At 59.6% G+C, this 18628-nt stretch carries 16 protein-coding genes; 8 read left to right on the forward strand and 8 right to left on the reverse strand.

Features of this window, described 5'->3' with window-relative positions; translation table 11 throughout:
• The first annotated feature begins 65 nt into the window (after window positions 1-65).
• Window positions 66-2219, forward strand: a complete 2154-nt coding sequence (locus NH395_RS04435) for a heavy metal translocating P-type ATPase (RefSeq protein WP_253022689.1) — start codon at window positions 66-68, stop codon at window positions 2217-2219.
• Here NH395_RS04435 and NH395_RS04440 read toward each other — a convergent pair.
• Entirely contained in the window at window positions 2216-3229 is a 1014-nt protein-coding gene (locus NH395_RS04440) for an isocitrate dehydrogenase (RefSeq protein ID WP_066322444.1), read from the reverse strand. The genes NH395_RS04435 and NH395_RS04440 overlap by 4 nt on opposite strands.
• A 534-nt stretch (window positions 3230-3763) precedes the next feature.
• Between NH395_RS04440 and NH395_RS04445 the strand changes: the two genes are divergently transcribed.
• The 4 genes from NH395_RS04445 to NH395_RS04460 all read left to right on the forward strand — a co-directional run bounded on the left by NH395_RS04445 (window position 3764) and on the right by NH395_RS04460 (window position 8498).
• Window positions 3764-5254, forward strand: coding sequence for a SulP family inorganic anion transporter (locus NH395_RS04445; protein ID WP_253022690.1), 1491 nt, complete (start codon window positions 3764-3766; stop codon window positions 5252-5254).
• A gap of 35 nt (window positions 5255-5289) precedes the next feature.
• Complete coding sequence (locus tag NH395_RS04450) at window positions 5290-6150, forward strand: universal stress protein (protein ID WP_253023075.1); 861 nt, start codon at window positions 5290-5292, stop codon at window positions 6148-6150.
• 151 nt (window positions 6151-6301) lie between these two features.
• Window positions 6302-7462: a cyclopropane fatty acyl phospholipid synthase gene (gene cfa / locus NH395_RS04455; RefSeq protein ID WP_092826169.1), complete on the forward strand. Its 1161-nt coding sequence runs from the start codon at window positions 6302-6304 to the stop codon at window positions 7460-7462.
• 64 nt (window positions 7463-7526) lie between these two features.
• The gene (locus tag NH395_RS04460) at window positions 7527-8498 is read left to right on the forward strand and encodes an arsenic resistance protein (protein WP_253023077.1); all 972 of its coding nucleotides are present in this window, start codon (window positions 7527-7529) and stop codon (window positions 8496-8498) included.
• 21 nt (window positions 8499-8519) lie between these two features.
• Here the strand turns inward: NH395_RS04460 and NH395_RS04465 are convergent, their stop codons facing one another.
• Window positions 8520-8903 (reverse strand): CrcB family protein, encoded by a 384-nt coding sequence (locus NH395_RS04465; RefSeq protein ID WP_253022691.1) that lies wholly within the window; start codon window positions 8901-8903, stop codon window positions 8520-8522.
• On the reverse strand, window positions 8900-9289 hold the full coding sequence (locus NH395_RS04470; protein ID WP_253022692.1) for a CrcB family protein: 390 nt from the start codon (window positions 9287-9289) through the stop codon (window positions 8900-8902). Before NH395_RS04470 ends, NH395_RS04465 begins: the two co-directional genes overlap by 4 nt.
• 149 nt (window positions 9290-9438) lie before the next feature.
• Between NH395_RS04470 and NH395_RS04475 the strand changes: the two genes are divergently transcribed.
• Window positions 9439-10293: a universal stress protein gene (locus tag NH395_RS04475; protein ID WP_253022693.1), complete on the forward strand. Its 855-nt coding sequence runs from the start codon at window positions 9439-9441 to the stop codon at window positions 10291-10293.
• On the opposite strand, the gene NH395_RS04480 is transcribed toward NH395_RS04475, so the two are convergent.
• Window positions 10290-11483 (reverse strand): MFS transporter, encoded by a 1194-nt coding sequence (locus NH395_RS04480; protein WP_253022695.1) that lies wholly within the window; start codon window positions 11481-11483, stop codon window positions 10290-10292. The genes NH395_RS04475 and NH395_RS04480 overlap by 4 nt on opposite strands.
• Before the next feature lie 91 nt (window positions 11484-11574).
• Here NH395_RS04480 and NH395_RS04485 point away from each other — a divergent pair, with 91 nt between their 5' ends.
• Together NH395_RS04485 and NH395_RS04490 are read left to right on the forward strand one after the other, a co-directional pair.
• Window positions 11575-11916: a TraR/DksA C4-type zinc finger protein gene (locus NH395_RS04485; RefSeq protein WP_253022697.1), complete on the forward strand. Its 342-nt coding sequence runs from the start codon at window positions 11575-11577 to the stop codon at window positions 11914-11916.
• Between the two features lie 37 nt (window positions 11917-11953).
• Window positions 11954-12313 carry a RidA family protein gene (locus tag NH395_RS04490; RefSeq protein WP_066322422.1) on the forward strand — a complete coding sequence of 120 codons (360 nt, stop codon included), beginning with the start codon at window positions 11954-11956 and terminating at the stop codon, window positions 12311-12313.
• Here NH395_RS04490 and NH395_RS04495 read toward each other — a convergent pair.
• The 4 genes from NH395_RS04495 to NH395_RS04510 all read right to left on the reverse strand — a co-directional run bounded on the left by NH395_RS04495 (window position 12310) and on the right by NH395_RS04510 (window position 18582).
• The gene (locus NH395_RS04495; protein WP_066322417.1) at window positions 12310-13170 is read right to left on the reverse strand and encodes a MurR/RpiR family transcriptional regulator; all 861 of its coding nucleotides are present in this window, start codon (window positions 13168-13170) and stop codon (window positions 12310-12312) included. The genes NH395_RS04490 and NH395_RS04495 overlap by 4 nt on opposite strands.
• Window positions 13170-14927 (reverse strand): EAL domain-containing protein, encoded by a 1758-nt coding sequence (locus NH395_RS04500; protein ID WP_253022699.1) that lies wholly within the window; start codon window positions 14925-14927, stop codon window positions 13170-13172. The genes NH395_RS04495 and NH395_RS04500 overlap by 1 nt, the downstream gene beginning before the upstream one ends.
• Complete coding sequence (locus NH395_RS04505; protein ID WP_253022701.1) at window positions 14924-17161, reverse strand: GAF domain-containing protein; 2238 nt, start codon at window positions 17159-17161, stop codon at window positions 14924-14926. Before NH395_RS04505 ends, NH395_RS04500 begins: the two co-directional genes overlap by 4 nt.
• A 65-nt stretch (window positions 17162-17226) precedes the next feature.
• Window positions 17227-18582: an aldehyde dehydrogenase family protein gene (locus tag NH395_RS04510; RefSeq protein WP_253022703.1), complete on the reverse strand. Its 1356-nt coding sequence runs from the start codon at window positions 18580-18582 to the stop codon at window positions 17227-17229.
• Between the last annotated feature and the right edge of the window lie 46 nt (window positions 18583-18628).

Raw genomic sequence — 18628 nt, forward strand, 5'->3', positions numbered from 1 at the left:
TTGAACCTCTAGTGACTACAGGTATTAGGCTGATCCCAATATAGTCGACTGGGAAGGACGATGCCATGACCACTCGCCAGCAAGAGACCCGCGACACCGCACGCCTGAATGTCCAGGGCATGGACTGTGGCGGCTGCGAGCGCAAGGTAGAGGCAGCGCTTGAAGGCTTGTCGCAGGTTGAACGGGTCAGCGCCTCCAGCATGAGCGGTACCGTGAGTGTGACCGCCTATGCCGACCAGGCGCTGGACCATGACAGCTTGAAACACACGCTTTCCAGGCTTGGTTATCCGGTGATTGAAGCCTCGCCATCGACGGCATCGACGCCGCGCTGGTGGCACACGACAAAAGGGCGGCTGGTACTGATTAGTGGCGTACTGCTGGTCATGGCGTGGTTGTTGGCCTGGCGTCTGCCTGAAGTGGGTGCCTGGCCATTCGTATTGGCCACGCTGATCGGTTGGCTGCCCATCGGGCAGGTGGCCTGGCGCTCGCTGCGCATGGGCAATCCGCTGACCATTGAAATGCTGATGAGTATCGCGGCCCTAGGGGCTTTAACCATCGGGGCCGCCGCTGAAGCAGCCATGGTGGTGTTCTTGTTCGCGGTGGGTGAGCTGCTCGAAGGCGTGGCGGCCGGGCAGGCGCGACGCCGGATTGCCGCGCTGGGCAATTTGACGCCAGCGACGGCGCGTCTGCTTGAGGGGGAGGCCACCCGCGAGATAGCGGCTGATGCGTTGACGCCAGGCCAGCGGGTACTGGTGCGCCCCGGCGATCGCGTGCCTTGCGATGGACGTATCATCGCGGGTACCTCCCAGCTCGACGAGTCACCCATCAACGGTGAGTCGGTGCCCCGGCAGCGGGCCACCGGCGAGGAGATCTGGGCGGGCACGGTCAATCTCGACGCGGCGTTAGAGGTAGAGGTCACCCGGGGGGCTGCCGACAATACCATTGCCCGGATTATCCATCTGGTCGAAGAGGCGCAGGCCGCCAAAGCCCCGGTGGCGCGCTTTATCGATCGCTTTGCCCGTTGGTACATGCCATTGGTCGTCGGGGTGGCCGTGCTGGTGGCGGTGGTGCCCCCCTGGTTGACCGGGCTTGCCTGGTCCGAGTCGGTCTACCGGGCCTTGGCGCTGCTGCTGATCGCCTGCCCGTGCGCACTGGTCATCTCGACACCCGCCGCCATTGCCGCCGGGCTTTCAACCGCGGCGCGGCGTGGGCTGTTGATCAAGGGTGGCGCCGTACTTGAACAGCTGGGCAAGCTTCAGCGCGTGGCGGTGGATAAAACCGGCACCCTGACCGCAGGCGCGCCCAGCGTGACCGATGTGGAAGGCTGGGACGAGCCCAGTGAACAAGAGGTCGTCCGCCTGGCCGCTGCACTGGAGCAGGACTCGAGCCACCCGGTGGCGCAGGCCATTGTGCAGCATGCAGAGCAGTTGGGGCTGTCGCTGGGCAGGGCATCCGAGGGGCAGGCTCAGGCCGGGCAGGGGGTCAGCGGTCGGTTCGAGGGGCAGGCGTTGACCCTGACAAGCCCGCGCCACTGGCAGGGGACCGAGACCCAGTCAGCGCGAATTGCCGCGCTGGAAGCAGAGGGTAAAACGGTGGTCCTGTTGCTGGCTGAAGGTACCGCGCTTGGCATCTTGGCGCTGCGCGACGAACCCCGCGAGGATACGCCAGCCGCGATTGAAGCGCTCAAACGCCTGGGCGTCAGCGTGGTGATGCTCAGCGGCGATAATGCACGCACGGTAGCGGCCATGGGGGAACAGCTGGGCATTGAGGCCGAGGGCGAATTGATGCCCGAAGCCAAGGCACAGCGGGTCCGTGATTGGCAGGCACATGGGCTTGGGCCGGTAGGTAAAGTCGGCGATGGTATCAATGATGCCCCGGCGCTGGCGGCGGCAGACGTGGGGATCGCCATGGGAGCTGGAACCGATGTGGCGCTGGAAACCGCCGATGCGGCCTTGCTGAAGAACCGTGTGATGGGGGTTGCCGAACTCATCGCGCTGTCCCGGGCGACGCTGAACAACGTCAAGACCAACGTGGCGCTGGCGCTGGGTTTCAAGGCGTTGTTTCTGGTGTCGACCGTGCTGGGAATCACCGGGATGTGGGTGGCGGTAATGGCTGACACCGGCGCTACCGTGTTGGTGACGCTTAACGCAATGCGCCTGTTGGGCTACCGGTTTCGCTCACCGGCCGTTACCGCGGCCGGTGAGCGGAAGCTTCATTAGCGGCCGACGTAGTCCACCAGTGCTTCGGCAAAGGTGTCGGTGGTGCCGGTGCCGCCCATGTCCGGGGTGACCATATCGCGGCGGTTTTCCAGCACGTCGCGAATCCCCTTGCGGATGGCGGTGGCTTTGTCGTCCATGTTCAGGTGGTCGAGCATCTGCGCCGCGGCCAGCAGCAGCGCGCAGGGGTTGGCGATCTTCTTGCCTTCGATATCCGGCGCGGAGCCGTGCACAGCCTCGAAGATCGCCGCTTTTTCGCCGATGTTGGCGCCCGGTGCCAGGCCAAGCCCGCCGACCAGACCCGCGCACAGGTCCGACATGATGTCGCCAAACAGGTTGGTGGTCACCACGACGTCGAACTGATGCGGGTTCATGACCAGCTGCATGCAGGCGTTGTCGACGATCATCTCCTGGAATTCGATGTCGGGGTATTCTTCGGCGATTTCCCGGGCAACGTCCAGGAAAAGCCCGGAGCTTGTCTTGATGATGTTGGCTTTATGTACGGCGGTGACTTTCTTGCGGCCGTTGCTTTTCGCCAGTTCGAAGGCATAGCGCACGATGCGCTCGGAGCCTTTGCGGGTCACCTTGATCACCGACAACGCGGTATTGCCGTCGTCGATGTATTCCTGGCCATCGGCGAGGTAAGCCCCTTCGGTGTTTTCCCGCACGGTGATCATGTCAATGTTGTCGTAGCGTGACTGAGTGCCGGGAAAGCTGATCGCAGGGCGCACATTGGCGTAAAGGTCGAAGTGACGGCGAAGCTGCACGTTGATGGAGGAGAAGCCCTTGCCGATCGGCGTGGTAAGCGGGCCCTTGAGCGCGATACCGTGTTTTTCGATGGCGTCCAGCGACGCCTGGGGAATCAGAGTGCCGTGTTTGTCCAGCGCGCCCAGACCGGCGTCGATAAATTCGTACTCCAAACCGCAATCCAGGGCATCCAGCACGCGTAGCGTGGCGTCCATGATTTCGGGGCCGATACCGTCGCCTTTGATCACTGCTATGGAATGGCTCATCTACTGCTCCTCTTCTCTCGGCGGGGGCCGCTTCAACGTGGAAAGTTGGGACTCGATCAGTCGGTATATTGCATTGCAATGGTACGCCAAAGTGGTGGGCTTGGGCACCCTGCAGTCGTCGAACATGGTGCCTGCCTGACGGCTGTCACGGAACGCCAACGGTGATGACTGGGTGCAGGGTGGTAAAATTACTGTTAGAATCCTGCGCCTTCCGCTGGCGCCTTTATGGTTCAGGGCAGGCCAGCGAATCCGTGTAGATGACACAGTGACCTTGTTTATGACGTTACCGGCACTTGCCACCTCAGGGCTGATGACTCCGCCCTAGGCTTTCCTTCCTAATTTGCTGTGCATGACGCCTTCACCCGGCTGTCATCGCCTGGCGGTATCCTTGCATACCGTTTTTGCTATGCCCTGACGTCAGCGTACGTCGCTCTCTCAAGCACCATCTTGTATCAAGCGCTTCACGTGCCGCTGTCGGGTGTTTTACGCCCCACGCTTGCGGCCTGTCGTTAACCTTCAACCATGGACCCCCGCATGTACGAAAAATTTAAACAGTCTTGGCTCTCGAACCTCAAGGGCGACACCCTGGCGGGTATCGTGGTGGCACTCGCCCTGATTCCCGAGGCCATCGCCTTCTCGATCATTGCAGGGGTCGACCCGAAAGTCGGCCTCTACGCCTCCTTCGCCATCTGCGTCATTATCGCTTTCACCGGCGGGCGCTCGGGCATGATCTCGGCTGCCACCGGGGCCATGGCGCTGCTGATGATCACCCTGGTCAAGGAGCACGGGCTCGAGTATTTGCTGGCCGCCACGCTGTTGACCGGGGTGTTCCAGATCATCGCCGGCTACCTGAGGCTTGCCGACCTGATGCGCTTTGTCTCGCGCTCGGTGGTCACGGGGTTCGTCAACGCGCTGGCGATTCTGATTTTCATGGCCCAACTGCCTGAACTGACCAATGTGACCTGGCACGTATACGCCATGACGGCGGCGGGCCTGGCGATCATCTACGGCTTTCCCTATGTGCCCGTTATCGGCCGGATGATTCCCTCGCCTTTGGTGTGCATCGTGGTACTGACCGCGGTGTACATGATTACCGGCATGGAGATTCGCAGCGTGGGCGATATGGGCGAACTTCCTGACAGCCTGCCGATTTTCCTGTGGCCGGACGTGCCGCTGAACCTTGAAACCCTGATGATCATCCTGCCGTACTCACTGATGCTGACCGTGGTGGGGCTGCTGGAATCCATGATGACCGCGACGATCATCGATGATCTGACCGATACCAAGAGCGATAAAAATCGCGAGTGTAAAGGCCAGGGCATTGCCAATATCGGCTCGGGCCTGATCGGCGGCATGGCGGGCTGTGCGATGATCGGTCAGTCGGTGATCAACGTTAAATCCGGCGGGCGTCGGCGTACCTCGACCCTGATTGCCGGTGTTGCCCTGCTGTTGATGGTGGTGTTCCTCGCCGACTGGGTCTCGCAGATTCCCATGGCGGCGCTGGTTGCGGTGATGATCATGGTGTCGGTGGGCACCTTCAGTTGGGAGTCCATCCGCGATCTCAAGAAACACCCCATGAGCACCAATATCGTGATGGTGGCGACCGTGGCGGTGACCGTGGGCACCCACAACCTGGCGATAGGGGTTTTCGTGGGCGTGCTGCTGGCGGCGATGTTCTTCGCCAACAAGGTTGGCAACATCATGTACATCGGGTCTAAAGAAGTGGAACCCGGCACTGAGCGTGAATACCAGGTCGTGGGTCAGGTGTTCTTTGCGTCTTCCGAGCGCTTTATCGAAGCCTTTGATTTCAAGGAAAGCATCGACAAGGTCACCATCAATCTCTCCCGGGCCCACTTCTGGGATATCACCGCCGTGCAGGCGCTGGATCGGGTGGTGATCAAGTTCCGCCGCGAAGGCACCGAGGTTGAGCTGATTGGCCTCAACGAGGCGAGCGCCACCGTGGTGGATCGTTACGCCGTGCATGACGACCCCGTGGCGGTGGAAAAACTCATGGGCGGCCACTAACCAGCAAGGAGTGCATGATGTCTGATCAATTCTCAATGTCCGGTCAGGTACTGGCCGCCATCGACGGCTCATCGTTTTCAGAAAGCGTCTGCGATTACGCTGCCTGGGCCAGCCAGGCGCTGAATGCGCCGCTGGTGTTTGTTCACGTCGTGGACAACCATTCGCAAGCGCCCGAAGACCCCAATTTATCGGGCAGCCTGCGCCTCGGGGCGCGGGAAAAGCTCATGGAAGAGCTTTCCGACCTTGACGAGCAGCGGGCCAGGATCAACCGCGAACAGGGCAAGCTGATGCTCGAGGCGGCCAAGGCGCGTGCCATTGAAGACGGCATCGCCGAGCCTGCCACCCGTCAGCGCAACGGTACCCTGGTGGAGACCCTGGTAGAGCTTGAAAACGATGTGCGTCTGCTGGTCATGGGCAAGCGTGGTGAAACCGCCGACCAGGCCAGCGGTCATCTGGGGTCAAACCTTGAGCGCGTGGTACGCGAAATGCACCGGCCGATCCTGATGGTGCCGCGCGGCGGCTTTAAAGCCCCGGCAAAGGTCATGATGGCGTTCGACGGCAGCAAGACGGCGCGGAAGGGCATTGAAATGCTCGCCAAGAGCCCGCTGTTCAGCGGCATTGCCTGCCATGTGGTGATCGTCGGTGCTGATACCGGCGAGAACAGCTCGCAGCTCGAGTGGGCGCTGACCACCCTGCGCGAGGCGGGCCACGAAGCCGAAGGGGCGATTCGCGCCGGTGAAGTGGAGGCCACGCTTCACGCCTACGCCAAAGACAATGGTATCGACATGATGGTGATGGGCGCCTACGGCCATTCGCGCATTCGCCACTTGCTGGTGGGCAGTACCACCACCGACATGCTGCGCAAGAGCACTATTCCCGTGCTGATATTGCGCTAAGCGCTGCCCCAACCGGCCCCTTCCGATGGAAGCGTGGCCGGTTTTTTGTGGCTGAAGAAAGTGCCGCCAACTTCACCAAACGTCGATCTTGGTTCTATGCTTAGTGAAGAGGTGTTACCAATTCACTCATAGGCAAAGGTGGGGTGTAACCTTGAATTTACCAACCTTGGATACGCAGAAAACGGTTTTTGACGAACGCTCATCATCCCATCGCTTCGTCGCGGATTTATTGAAACAGGCGGATATTGCGATTAATGGCCACCGCCCTTGGGATATCCAACTGAAAGCGCCAGGCGTTATCGATAGCGCCCTTTCGCGAGGCAATCTGGGGCTTGGCGAAAGTTATATGAATGGCGACTGGGATGCCAAATCCCTGGACCAGTTCTTTTATCGCCTGATGCGCGCCCAGCTCCACCAGCGGATCCGGCCCACGCAGCTTGTCTATCACTCACTGCGCTCCCGGCTGCTCAATCGCCAGAACGCCAAACGGGCCTGGGAAGTGGGCGAAAAACACTACGATCTGGGCAACGAATTCTACGCGGCCATGCTCGACAAGCGTATGACCTACACCTGTGGCTACTGGAAGGACGCTGCAACGCTTGATGATGCCCAGGAGGCCAAGCTCGATCTGATTTGTCGCAAGCTGGACCTCAAGCCCGGTATGCGGGTGCTGGATATCGGCTGCGGCTGGGGGAGTTTCATGGCCTACGCGGCCGAGCACTACGGCGTTGAATGCGTGGGCCTGACGATTTCCAAACAACAGGCGGAGTTTGGCAAACGCTTGATGAAAGCCGGGCTGCCGGTTGAGTTCCGGCTGCAGGACTACCGCGATGAAACCGAGCAGTTTGATCGTATCGTCAGCGTGGGTATGTTCGAGCACGTAGGGCGCAAGAACTACCGTGAATACATGGAAGTCGCCAACCGCTGCCTGAAAGAAGATGGTCTCTTTCTGCTTCACACCATCGGTAAGAATTTAAGCACAACGTCAACCGACCCGTGGATTGATAAGTATATTTTCCCCAATGGCGAACTCCCCACACTCGGTCGAGTGACCGACGCGGCGGAGGGGTTATTTGTGGTCGAAGACGTCCATAATTTTGGTGCCGATTACGACAAGACGCTGATGGCCTGGCATAAAAACTTTGAAGCCAACTGGGCGCAATTCAAGGAGCAGTTTGATCACACCTTCTACCGCATGTGGCGTTATTACCTGCTAAGCTGCGCTGGCGCTTTTCGCGCTCGTGAAACCCAACTGTGGCAGTTTGTGCTCAGCAAGCAAGGTGTGGTGGGCGGATATGAGCGCGTGAGCTAATCATATCTCGGGCATGACCCGCCCCCTGCAACGGTCATTTGACTCAGGAGCAGACGCTACCTTGATGCGCGACACCCTGGAAAAGTATCAAGTCTGGCTTTATCTGTTGGCCATTGTTGCCGGTATTGGTCTGGGGTCGCGTTGGGAAACGGTTCAGGCATGGGACCTCGCCCTCTGGCCGCTACTTGGCGGGCTGCTATACGCCACCTTTACCCAAGTGCCCCTTTTGAATATTTCCCAAGCCTTCAAAGACCGGCGCTTTATGGGCGCGCTAGCGTTGGGCAACTTCATCGTCATGCCGTTGGTCGTGTGGGGATTGACCACGCTGTTTGGGTTGGAGGGCGCTGTGCTGCTCGGCGTCCTGCTTGTTTTGCTGGTGCCCTGCACCGACTGGTTTATCAGCTTTACGCATCTTGGGCAGGGAGACAGTGCCAGGGCAATTGCCGCGACTCCCGTATTGCTTCTGCTGCAGATAGTACTTTTGCCGCTTTATGTCGCGTTAATGATGGGCGAGCAGTTTGTCGGTGCCCATCTGCTGAGCGACTTGTTGCCTGCCTTTTTAGGGCTGATCGTGACGCCGTTGCTACTTGCCTGGCTGACCGAAAAAGGGGCCGCGCAATCCGCTGCACTCAAGCGAGGCGTTGAAGTGATGGGGTGGCTACCCGTGCCACTGCTGGCTACGGTGGTGTTCTTGATTGCGGCCTCTCAAGTACATGTGATTATTGAATCACAAGAAGTGCTTTGGCGAATCGCCGTGGTCTTCGTGCTCTATCTGTTGGCGGCAGCCTTGGTCAGCAAGACACTCCACACCCTGTTTCGTCTTCCCGCGGCGGCCGGCCGGACGCTGATGTTCAGCCTCGGCACCCGCAATTCCTTTGTGGTACTCCCGTTGGCGATTGCGTTGCCCGATATCTGGGCCGCGGCGGTGGTGGTCATTGTCCTGCAGTCACTGGTCGAACTGCTGGGCATGGTGGCCTACCTCGCCTGGGTACCGCGGCTGGTAAAACAGTCACCGGCCGAGTCGGGAGCCGGTTAAGCGCGGATCAAGCAGGATGACTTAACCGCTATGGGCGCAGCGTTGCCCCACCCATACGGCCACCAACCATAAAGGCAGACTGACAGCGATATAAGCAAACGCCAGGCGGGGTTGGGTCTGGGCAAGTGAAACGACCTCTAGGCTGAACAGGGAAAAGGTGGTGAACCCGCCGCAAAAACCAGCCACCCAAAAGGGCTGCCAGCGTTTGCGTTGCGCATCGGGTGCGCGGGCAATGCGCCCGGCAAGCCAGCCGATCAGCCCTGAGCCGACGACATTCACCAGAAGCGTCCCCCAGGGAAAGGCGCTACCGAAACTGCCTGCCATCGATAACGAGATGACGAAACGCAGCGCACTGCCGAGACCGCTGCCCAGGCCCACCGCGGCATAGGTGGCAAGCGCCTTCATAGTCCCCCTCCCGCTAACCATGCACCTAACCCCAGCGCCGCCACGCCGAATGTCAGCGTGCTGATGATATTGGCGAGTGCCTTGCCTCCCATGCCGTTTTCCCACAGCCCCAGGGTTTGCAGGCTGAAGGACGAGACCGTCGTGAAGCCGCCCAGTAACCCGACGGCGATAATCAGCCAGGCACCGCCTGAAGGTGTGCTGCCCTGATGGAGTGTGCTCGCCAACCCGCCAAGGGCAAAAGCGCCCAGCAGGTTAACGGCCAGGGTGCCCCAGGGAAAGGCGATACCCAGCCATTTGGCAAATAGATTAGAGAGGGCGACGCGGGCCATGCCGCCGAAAGCCCCGCCCAACGCCACCAGCATCATGCTACCCCAGCTAATACCCAAGATACGTCCCCTTGCCAATTCGCCCGAGAGGTCATCAAGCTTATCATGTTGAGGTGTCGGGGCCGTCGCTGTTGCCGGTCAATAAGTTCGTGTAAAAAGGTAGGCGATAACAATAATGTTTATTGCACCCGCTCAAGTGAGGTTAATCAATGTCCGATCGAGTATTGGCGGCTATCGACAGTTCCCAGTTTTCCGAAGGGGTATGCGACTACGCTGCCTGGGCGGCCAGGGCGCTCGATGCACCGCTCGCGTTTATTCATGTGCTGGATAACCGCCCGCAAGTCTCCGAGCCTGACCTGACCGGCAACCTGGGACTGGGCACCCGCGAGCATCTACTGGAAAAGCTATCCGACGTCGAAGAACAGCATGCCAAACTGGCGCGTGAGCGAGGCAGGCTTGTGCTGGACGATGCCAAGCAGCGAGCCCTGAAAGCGGGTGTCGCAGCGCCGGATACCCTGCAGCGCAACGGTACCTTGGTGGAAACCCTGGTCGAGCAGGAAAATAGTGTACGCCTGCTGGTGGTGGGTAAGCGCGGTGAAACCGCGCACCAGGCCAGCGGCCATATAGGTTCAAACCTGGAGCGCGTGGTGCGCGAAGTGCACCGGCCTATCCTGATGGTGCCCAGGACATTCACCCATCCCGAAAACGTCATGATGGCCTTCGATGGCAGCAAAACAGCGCGCAAGGGCGTTGAAATGCTCGCCAAAAGCCCGTTGTTTAACGGCACGACCTGCCACACTGTCATCGTTGGCGCAGAAACCGCCGAGCATCGTTCACAGCTGGATTGGGCACTGTCGACCCTGACGAGCGCGGGCCATACTGCCGAAGGCGCCATTCGAGCAGGTGACGTCGAAGAAACCTTACGCGCCTACAAAGAGGAACATGGCATCGATATGCTGGTCATGGGCGCCTACGGCCACTCGCGGATTCGCCATTTGCTGGTTGGCAGCACCACCACCGCGATGTTGAGGAAGGCCCAGCTGCCGGTGCTGATCCTGCGCTAGGGGCTGGCCGCTTGGTTGGCCAGCTGCAAGACGCCTTGGGCAAGACACCAGGCGGCGATGATAAACGCCAGCATGGCACTCAATACGGCCGTGAATGACAGGCCGACACTCAGCGCCATGCCAATGGCGGCCGGCGCGATGCCGGTGGAGAATACCATGGCGGCGCTCAGTGCGGAGCGCACGCGCCCCAGGTGCTCGATGCCCCACAGCTTGATCAGCAGGCCCGAGGCAATCAGTTCTTGAGCGCCCATTGCCAGGCCGCCGCCCACCATCAACGCCCACACGCTTGCGTTACCCCCGACCAGGGTGGCGAATAGCATCGCCGCGGCATAAGGGAGCAAGTAAATGCGGGCCAGGCGCACTGGGCCGATTTTATCGATCCAGCGGCCGCCCAAGAGTGCCCCGGGAAGCTTGGCGACCCCCATACCGGTAAGGGCCAGCGCATAGACGCCAAGCGAACTGTCCAGGGCATCGGTCAACTGCGCCTGATAGATGAACAGCCCTGTCATAGTGATCGGCAGCGACATGAGCAGCGGCAATAACGTCCAGAAGCGAAACTCGCGAAAGGGTTGCGGCCCGGTGGCATCGTGTTTTTGGGGTTTTTTGCCCGGCGCGTTGGACCAGGGGGCTCGCTTGAGCAGCCATAGCCATGGCAAGGCCAGCAGAGCACACAGCAACCACCAGAAAGACTGCCAGCTAAGCCAAAGTAGTGTCATCGCGACAAGCGGCGGAAGTAGCGCTTCGCCGAGTGGAATTCCCAGGCTTGCCAGCCCCATGGCACGTCCCCGCTGGGTGCTGAATTCCCGGGCAGCGAGGGTGTTGCCCAGGTGGGTCAGCATGCCTTGCCCGCATAACCGCACCAGGCCCAGGCCGAGAACGCCAAGCCACCACCAGGGGGAAAGGGTGAGCAGGGCGACGCCCGTCACCAAGGCAAGCAGCACGGTAATCGCGAAGCGGCGGGGGGATATCCAGTCGATGGAAGGGCCGTAATACAGCATCACAAACCCTGCAGCGAGCGTCACGATGGTGTAGGCGGTACCGAACTGGCCAGCGCTGAACTGCCAATGGTCGGCCAGGGGCGCCTGAAAAAGCCCGACAAAAAAGCTTTGCCCGAGGCTCGAACTGAACATCGCCAAAAAGGCGATACTTAACACACTACGATGGTCGCGCAGCAGGGTACGATAGCCCATGATGCAGTATCCTTTGCGAAACAAGCGGGCGTAGGGGCGCTCGTAAAAGGTTAATTCCCCTAGTATAACAGCAGATCATAAGGAGGCGGCGATGAACCACCCCGATGTGGACGTGGAGGCCATGAAGGCCCGATTAATCACGCTGCGCGAGACGCTGATCGACGAAAGTGCTGGCAGTGCCGAGGCTCGGGATACGGTGACGCTGGACCAGACCTCTGTCGGCCGACTGTCGCGCATGGACGCCCTTCAGGGTCAGGCCATGGCCAAGGCCGAAGAGCAGCGTCGCCAGCAAAACGTGACGCGTATCGCCGGCGCCTTGCAACGTCTCGAGCAGGGTGCCTTCGGTGAATGTATCGAATGCGGCGAATGGATTAACATTAAACGACTGGAAAGCGATCCGCTGGTGCTCAAGTGCATCGACTGTGCTGAGTAGCTGGATGACAACGGATTCAACGACAATGAGGAAACCAATGACGATTGAACGCCACGACACCAAAGCCCGCATGAGCCGAGCGGTCATCCATCAGGGTGTGGCCCACCTGTGTGGCCAGGTCGCCGGGCCAGAGGCGCGTTACGATGATATTACGGCACAAACCGAAAGCATGCTGACGCGGGTGGATGCTCTTTTGAGCGAGATTGGCTCGTCGCGCGAACAGCTGCTGACCGCCACGATCTACCTCAAGGACGGCAGCGATTTCGCGGCGATGAATGCCGTTTGGGATGCCTGGGTACCGGAAGGTCATGCCCCGGCCCGCACCTGTGTATGCGCGCCGATGCCGGCCGACGAACTCAAGGTCGAGATTACCGTTTCCGCCGCGGTGACCGGTTAGGAGCTTTTGGGCACAGGGAAGCGTGTCTCCCTCAGGCTGTCCTTTATCTTTTTAAGGTGCGGCAGGAAATCCTCGCCGCGCCGGAGGGTTACCCCCGTGGCCAGCGCATCGATCAGCGTCAGTTGAATCACGCGTGACGTCATGGGCATGTAATGGTCAGTGTCTTCCGGCGTCGCGACTTCAAGAGTGGCGGTGCACTCCAGCGCCAGCGGTGAATCCGGTGCGGTAATGCCCAGTACGACAGCGCCCGCTTCGCGGGCGACGCGCGCGATATCGACCAGTTCACGTGTTCGCCCGGTGTAGGAAATGATCACCACCACATCCCCTGTGTGGCAGGCAGCGGCAATCATGCGTTGCATCAGCACATCGATGTGCACCATGACCGGCAGGTTGAAGCGGAAGAACTTGTGCTGGGCATCCTGCGCCACCGCACCGGACGCGCCGAGGCCGAAGAAGTGGATCTGCTTGGCCTGGGTCAGGTAATCCACCATGCGCTCCACGGCGCCCATGTCGACCTCGCGTTGGGCTTCATCCAGGGCAGCAATGGTGGCACCAAAGATTTTCTGGGTGTACTGGGTGGCGGAGTCGCCAGGTTCCACCGCCCGGGTCACGTAGGGGGTGCCGCCCGCCAGGCTCTGGGCAAGTTTGATCTTGAAATCTGGGTAGCCCTTGGCGCCAAAATTACGGCAAAAACGGTTCACCGTTGGCTCGCTGACGCTCGCCGCCTGTGCCAGGCTGGCAATGCTCAGGCTGGTGGCGGCCGCAGGATCATCGATAATCACGTTGGCGACCTTACGCTCCGAGCGATTGAGATCTTCAAGGCGTTGGCGTATCCGGTCGAGCAAGTCGTGAGCCATTAAACGGTCTCCGTGGCTTTTGGTGGCAAGTTTGGCTGCCAATTATCGCACCAGGCGAGGAACTCGCTGGCCGGTAATGGCCGAGAGAAATAGTAGCCTTGAGCAGTTTCACAGCCAATACCCCGTAAGTACATGGCCTGATACGCGGTTTCAATGCCTTCCGCGACAACGTCACTGCCCACGCTATGCGCCAGTTGGGCAATGGTGCGGGCCAGCTGGCGTTCTACGTCGCTTTCTTCCAGGTCCATGACAAAGGCGCGATCAATCTTCAGCGTTGAAAAAGGCAGTGTCTTGATATACGCCAACGAAGAGTGGCCGGTGCCAAAATCATCGATGGCCACAGCGATATTGGCCTGTGTAAACTGCTCGAGCTGCTGGCGGGCGTTCTGCATATCACTCAATAAACCGGATTCAGTGACTTCAATGGCCAAGAAGCGCGCGGGGATTTGGTGGTCCTCCAACTGCCGCAATACACTTGCGGCGAAATCCTTGCGCGCCAGCTGCCGGGCGGCTACGTTCACGGCGATGTGAAAGTCATCACTTAGCACGTTTTTCTGCCGCCAGTCGGCGATCGTCCTGATGGCCTCTTCCAGTACCCACTCGCCAACCGAAAAGATATCTCCGCTGGCTTCGGCCAGGGGAATGAACATGCCTGGCGATATGTGCCCCAGGTCGGGATGGTGCCAACGCAGTAACGCTTCGGCACCGGTAATACGCTGATCACTCAGGCGCAGCTTGGGTTGGAAGACGAGCGACATTTCACCGCGCTCGGTGGCGCCGCGCAAGGCTTGACGGACGTGTAGCCGATGACGCTGCTGGGCCTCGAGCGTTTCGCTATAGCACTGGACCGACCTGCCATTCTTCTGGGGCAGCGCCAAGGTCGCCATATGGACCAACCGCTCAATATCAAATCCCCCGCGGGTTCGGCTAATGCCGACTCTTGCCTCCAGCGGCAGCAGCAAATCGTCAATCTGCTGGTCGGTTTCGAACGTTTCCATCAGGTAATGGGCCAGCGACACAAGCTCGGACGTGTCATCGGTGGCGCTAATCACCAACAGCTCGCTGCCACCCCATAAGCCGAGTGTGTGAGAGTCGCCCAGGCGCTCAGCCAGGCGCTGGACGATATGGCTCATTAGCCTTTCGGCAATCCGGTACCCATGCAACCGAATGACATCATCGAAGCGGTCTAATGCGATGAACAATAGCCCAGTGGCATCGTTGTGTTTTGTCGCTTCGCTTAGGGCTTGGGTAAGGCCGCGCCGGTTGGGTAATTGCGTAATGGGGTCGGTGCACGATTGAAGATAAAGCGCCTGAGTGCGTTCATTGACCATGCGTTCCAGAGTGTCGGCCTGTCGGTCCCGGACGTGGTAGCGGTGCTCGACGTTGAGCACGTTGAGAATACGTTGTAGCACCTCGGCATGCTTGAAAGGCTTGGTAACAAAGTCGCGCACGCCAAGCGCCAGCGCGCGCTGGCGGGTGTCGTCGTCAACCTGGGCGGTAAGAATGATGATCGGCGGCGTCTGCTGATCGAAGTGCGCGTTAAGCTGCTCGATAACCCCGTAGCCATCCAGATGCGGCATGCGGATGTCCAGCAATATCAGGTCGGGCAGAGACGCCTGGCAAAAGACGAGTACCTCCCGGGGGTCGCTGATGCCGTGGATGTTGTGAAAACCCTGGTTCTCGAGCAAGTCGATCATGAGCTCGATGTTGACGGGGTTATCGTCAACGACCAATACGCGTTTGGAATAAAATGTCATGGCTCCTGCCTGGTGGGTGCCCCCAGCAACGGGTTAAGCGTGTCGGTAAACTGTTTAATATCGATCGGTTTGGTTAAATAAGCATCAAACCCTGCTCTGAGGCCCCTTTTTATGTCGCTGGGCAGCGCATTGGCCGACAGGGCAATGACGCGCACCTCGCGATAGATGGGCGTTTCACGCAGCTTGGTAAGCGCTTCGTAGCCGCTCATGCCGGGTAGGTGCAGGTCCATTACCACCACGGCGGGGATGGCGTAACGCATCATTTCCAGGCCGATCTCGGCACTTGATGCGGTGCGTAGTGTCACGCCCTCCATGGCGTCGACAATATCTTCCATCAGGTGTTGGTTAGCGGGATTGTCTTCGATGTACAGCAGTGTTTGCTGGTTTGCGGTCTCGGGCAGGCGTCGTTGCTCGGGGCCTGCAGGGCGCTCAGCATCGGGGGAGGTCGACACCGGCAACGTAAACCAGAACGTCGCCCCATGGCCTGGCTGACTGTCGACGCCGATCTCTCCGTGCATGCGTTCCACTAACTCCCGGGTAATGGACAATCCGATGCCCGTCCCTTCCACGTGGCTGCCTTCAGCATCAAGGCGGTTAAACGGTTCGAACAGCTCGCTGAACCGGTCGGTCTCGACACCGGGGCCTGTATCGCTGACGCTGATCCTTACGACATCTTTCTGACGCTGCGCAAGAATATCGACCCGCCCGTTGGCAACGTTGTACTTGATCGCGTTGGACAGCAGATTGAGAAGGATTTGCTTGGTACGTGTGTAGTCGGCACTGACCTTCAAGTCGCTATCGGGTAATGTGCAGGTCAGGGTGATACCGGCGGCCCCGACGTTAGCCTCGAGGGTGCTGCAGGCATCTTCAAAGAGGCTGTTCAACGCAATGGCTTCAATGGAAAGCGACAGCTGACTCGCCTCGATTTTGGCCAAATCCAGCACATCGTTGATCAAACTAAGCAGATGGTGGCCGCTCTTTTCGATCTGGTTGACCTGACGCTTTTGTTTGTCGTTCAGAGGGGCGCGGGGGTTGTGGCCGAGTACCTGGGCAAAGCCGAGAATCGCGTTGAGCGGCGTGCGCAGCTCATGGCTCATCGATGATAAAAATTCGCTCTTGGCCTGGTTGGCGCGTTCGGCTTGATCGCGGGTATTGGCCAAGTCCTGCATGACCTGCTCACGCTCCGCCATCTGGCGGTACAGGTTGATCAGTAGCACGCAGGTGTCGGTGAAGGGCTGTAGCCATTCCAGCAAGTGCTGGTCCAACTGCTGGCGGCTGTTGGCGATGGCAAACATGCCGATAAGTTGACCGCTACTGAAAATAGGTACGCCCAGGTAGTTATCGAACTGTACCTGTCCCAGCGGGAACTCGCTGCGCTGGGTATGCTCATTGACATCGTTGTCGATGACCACCTCGCCCCGGGCAAAGACGCGTCCCAACAGTGAGTCTGGATTCTTGAGCACCCGGTCGCCACTGAGTAGTTGCTCGATGTGATGACGCGCTTCGGGACTCCACAACGGCCCTTTGATGGCATTGAGCTTCAGCGCATTGCTGGTGTCGCCGGGCAGCACCTCGCCAATCAAGGCGTATTCGCTGTCGGTGAGTTCGCTCAGGGCTTCCGTCAAAAAGGTCCACAGCCGTTCGCCGGACATGAGCGCCTGATAGTCGGTAATACCGTGGTGGAGAACTTTGAGTAGTTGCTGCTCTTTATGCATCAGATTGGCTGTCTGGGTGAGTTCAATCTGCAGCTTGTGGTGGCGAAACAGTTCTTCAACCTGACCCGCTAAACGACCCAGTAGCTTCAAGTCACGTTCGCTGAATTGGCGCGGTTGGTAGTCGATAATGCATAAAGTGCCAACGGCCATGCCATTGAGGGGCCGTATCGGGTAGCCTGCGTAAAAGCGGAAATGCGGTGGGCTTGTGACCAATGGGTTGTCGGCAAAGCGCTCGTCTTCAAGAGTGTCTTCAACTATGAACGGTCCATCTTGGGCGATGGCGTGGTCGCAGAAAGAAATGCTCCGGTCCGTTTCAGACATCTCAATTCCCTGGTGCGATTTAAACCACTGCCGTTCTTGATCAATGAGCGATACCAAGGCAACAGGTACAACGAATAGGTCGCGGGTCAGTTGTGTCAAGCGTTCAAACGCCTTGTCATTGGGGGTATCAAGGACACTAAGCTCATGCACCGCTGCCAGGCGCTGAGGCTCGTTATCGAGGGTTGGTGGTGCTGGCATCCCTGCTCCCTGAGAAGGTGTCAATAAAACCTTATATTAACATTATCGGCCGCTCGCTCCCCGGCTTAAATGAGGCGGAGTAATTTCAGTAGCCAGCGCTTGTAAGGTGGGTAGACTTGCGTAGCTGGGGAGCGGCTGGCCTGATAAAACATCCCGCGCAGGTGGCTGAAACGGTGAAAACCATGGCGGCCGTGATAGGCCCCATGGCCGCTGGCGCCGACGCCGCCAAACGGCAGCCCCGGCACGGCGTGATGTAACAGCGTGGTATTGAAGACCAGGGCACCGGACTGGCTGGCGTGTTGCCAACGGCGTTGTTGATCGCGTTGCTGGGTGAACACATAGATCGCCAGCGGGTGTGGTCGCGCAGCGACAAAGCCAAGCGCCCGATCGCTGTCCTTGACGCTGATGACCGGCAGGCAGCGGCCGAAAATTTCCTCGCGCATTACGGCAAGGCCCTGATTGGGATCAATTACCAGCGCGGGGGCGTGGGCGCCGTGGTCGATAATACGGCATCCGTGATTGCGCGCCTCGGCGAGCATTGCTTCGCTACGTGCACGCTGAGCCTCGTTTATTGGCTGGGTGGCATCCTGTGCCGAGGGGCGCTGTTTTAAAATCGCGCGGCTCAGGGCGTTGGTCAAAGCATCGAGATGGCGGCTTTCGACCAGCACGTAGTCCGGAGCAATACAGGTTTGTCCAGCGTTCATGCCTTTGCCGAAAATAATGGCGTCAGCAGCGCGCGTAAAGTCGGCGTCGCCGGCTACGAACGCCGGACTCTTGCCACCCAGCTCCAGCGTCGTTGGGGTTAGGTTGCTGGCAGCGGCCTGTGCGACTTTCCGGCCGACTTGGGGCGAGCCGGTAAACAGTAAATGGTCGAACGGCAGGGCGCTAAACGCCTGGCCAATAGTGGCGTCGCCTTCAATCACACACAGCGTCCGGGGACTGAAATACTGTTTCACCAGTTGGCCTAACAGGGCGCTGGTTTGCGGCGTCAGCTCGCTTGGCTTGAGCATTACCCGGTTGCCCGCCGCGAGGGCGTCAACGACCGGCATCAACGCAAGGCTCCAAGGGTAGTTCCAGGGAGCGATGATACCCACCACGCCAAGGGGTTGGGGGGCAATACGCGCGCGTGCAGGCAGTAGCCGCCAGGGGACGCTGACTCGCCAGGGGCGCATCCAGTGCCATAGATGACGTCGTGCATGACTTACCGCATCGAGTACCGGCTGAATGTCGGCGAGCTGAATCTCCACGTCGCTGCGCTGGCCGAAATCGGCCTGGATGGCCTCGATGATGGCGTGTCGATGGCGCTTGGTCATCAGCGCCAGCCGGGCTAACAGCTCACGTCGCTCCGCCAGGGAGAGGTAAGGTGACTGGCGGCAGGCAAGACGCTGGGTCTCCAGGCAGGCATTGAGGTGGCGGGTCATGGCGTCTCCTTGGTGGTCCCTGACGTCAGGCGCGAGGCAGTTCTTT

The organism is Halomonas sp. Mc5H-6, assembly GCF_024124705.1.
Lineage (GTDB): Bacteria > Pseudomonadota > Gammaproteobacteria > Pseudomonadales > Halomonadaceae > Vreelandella > Vreelandella subterranea.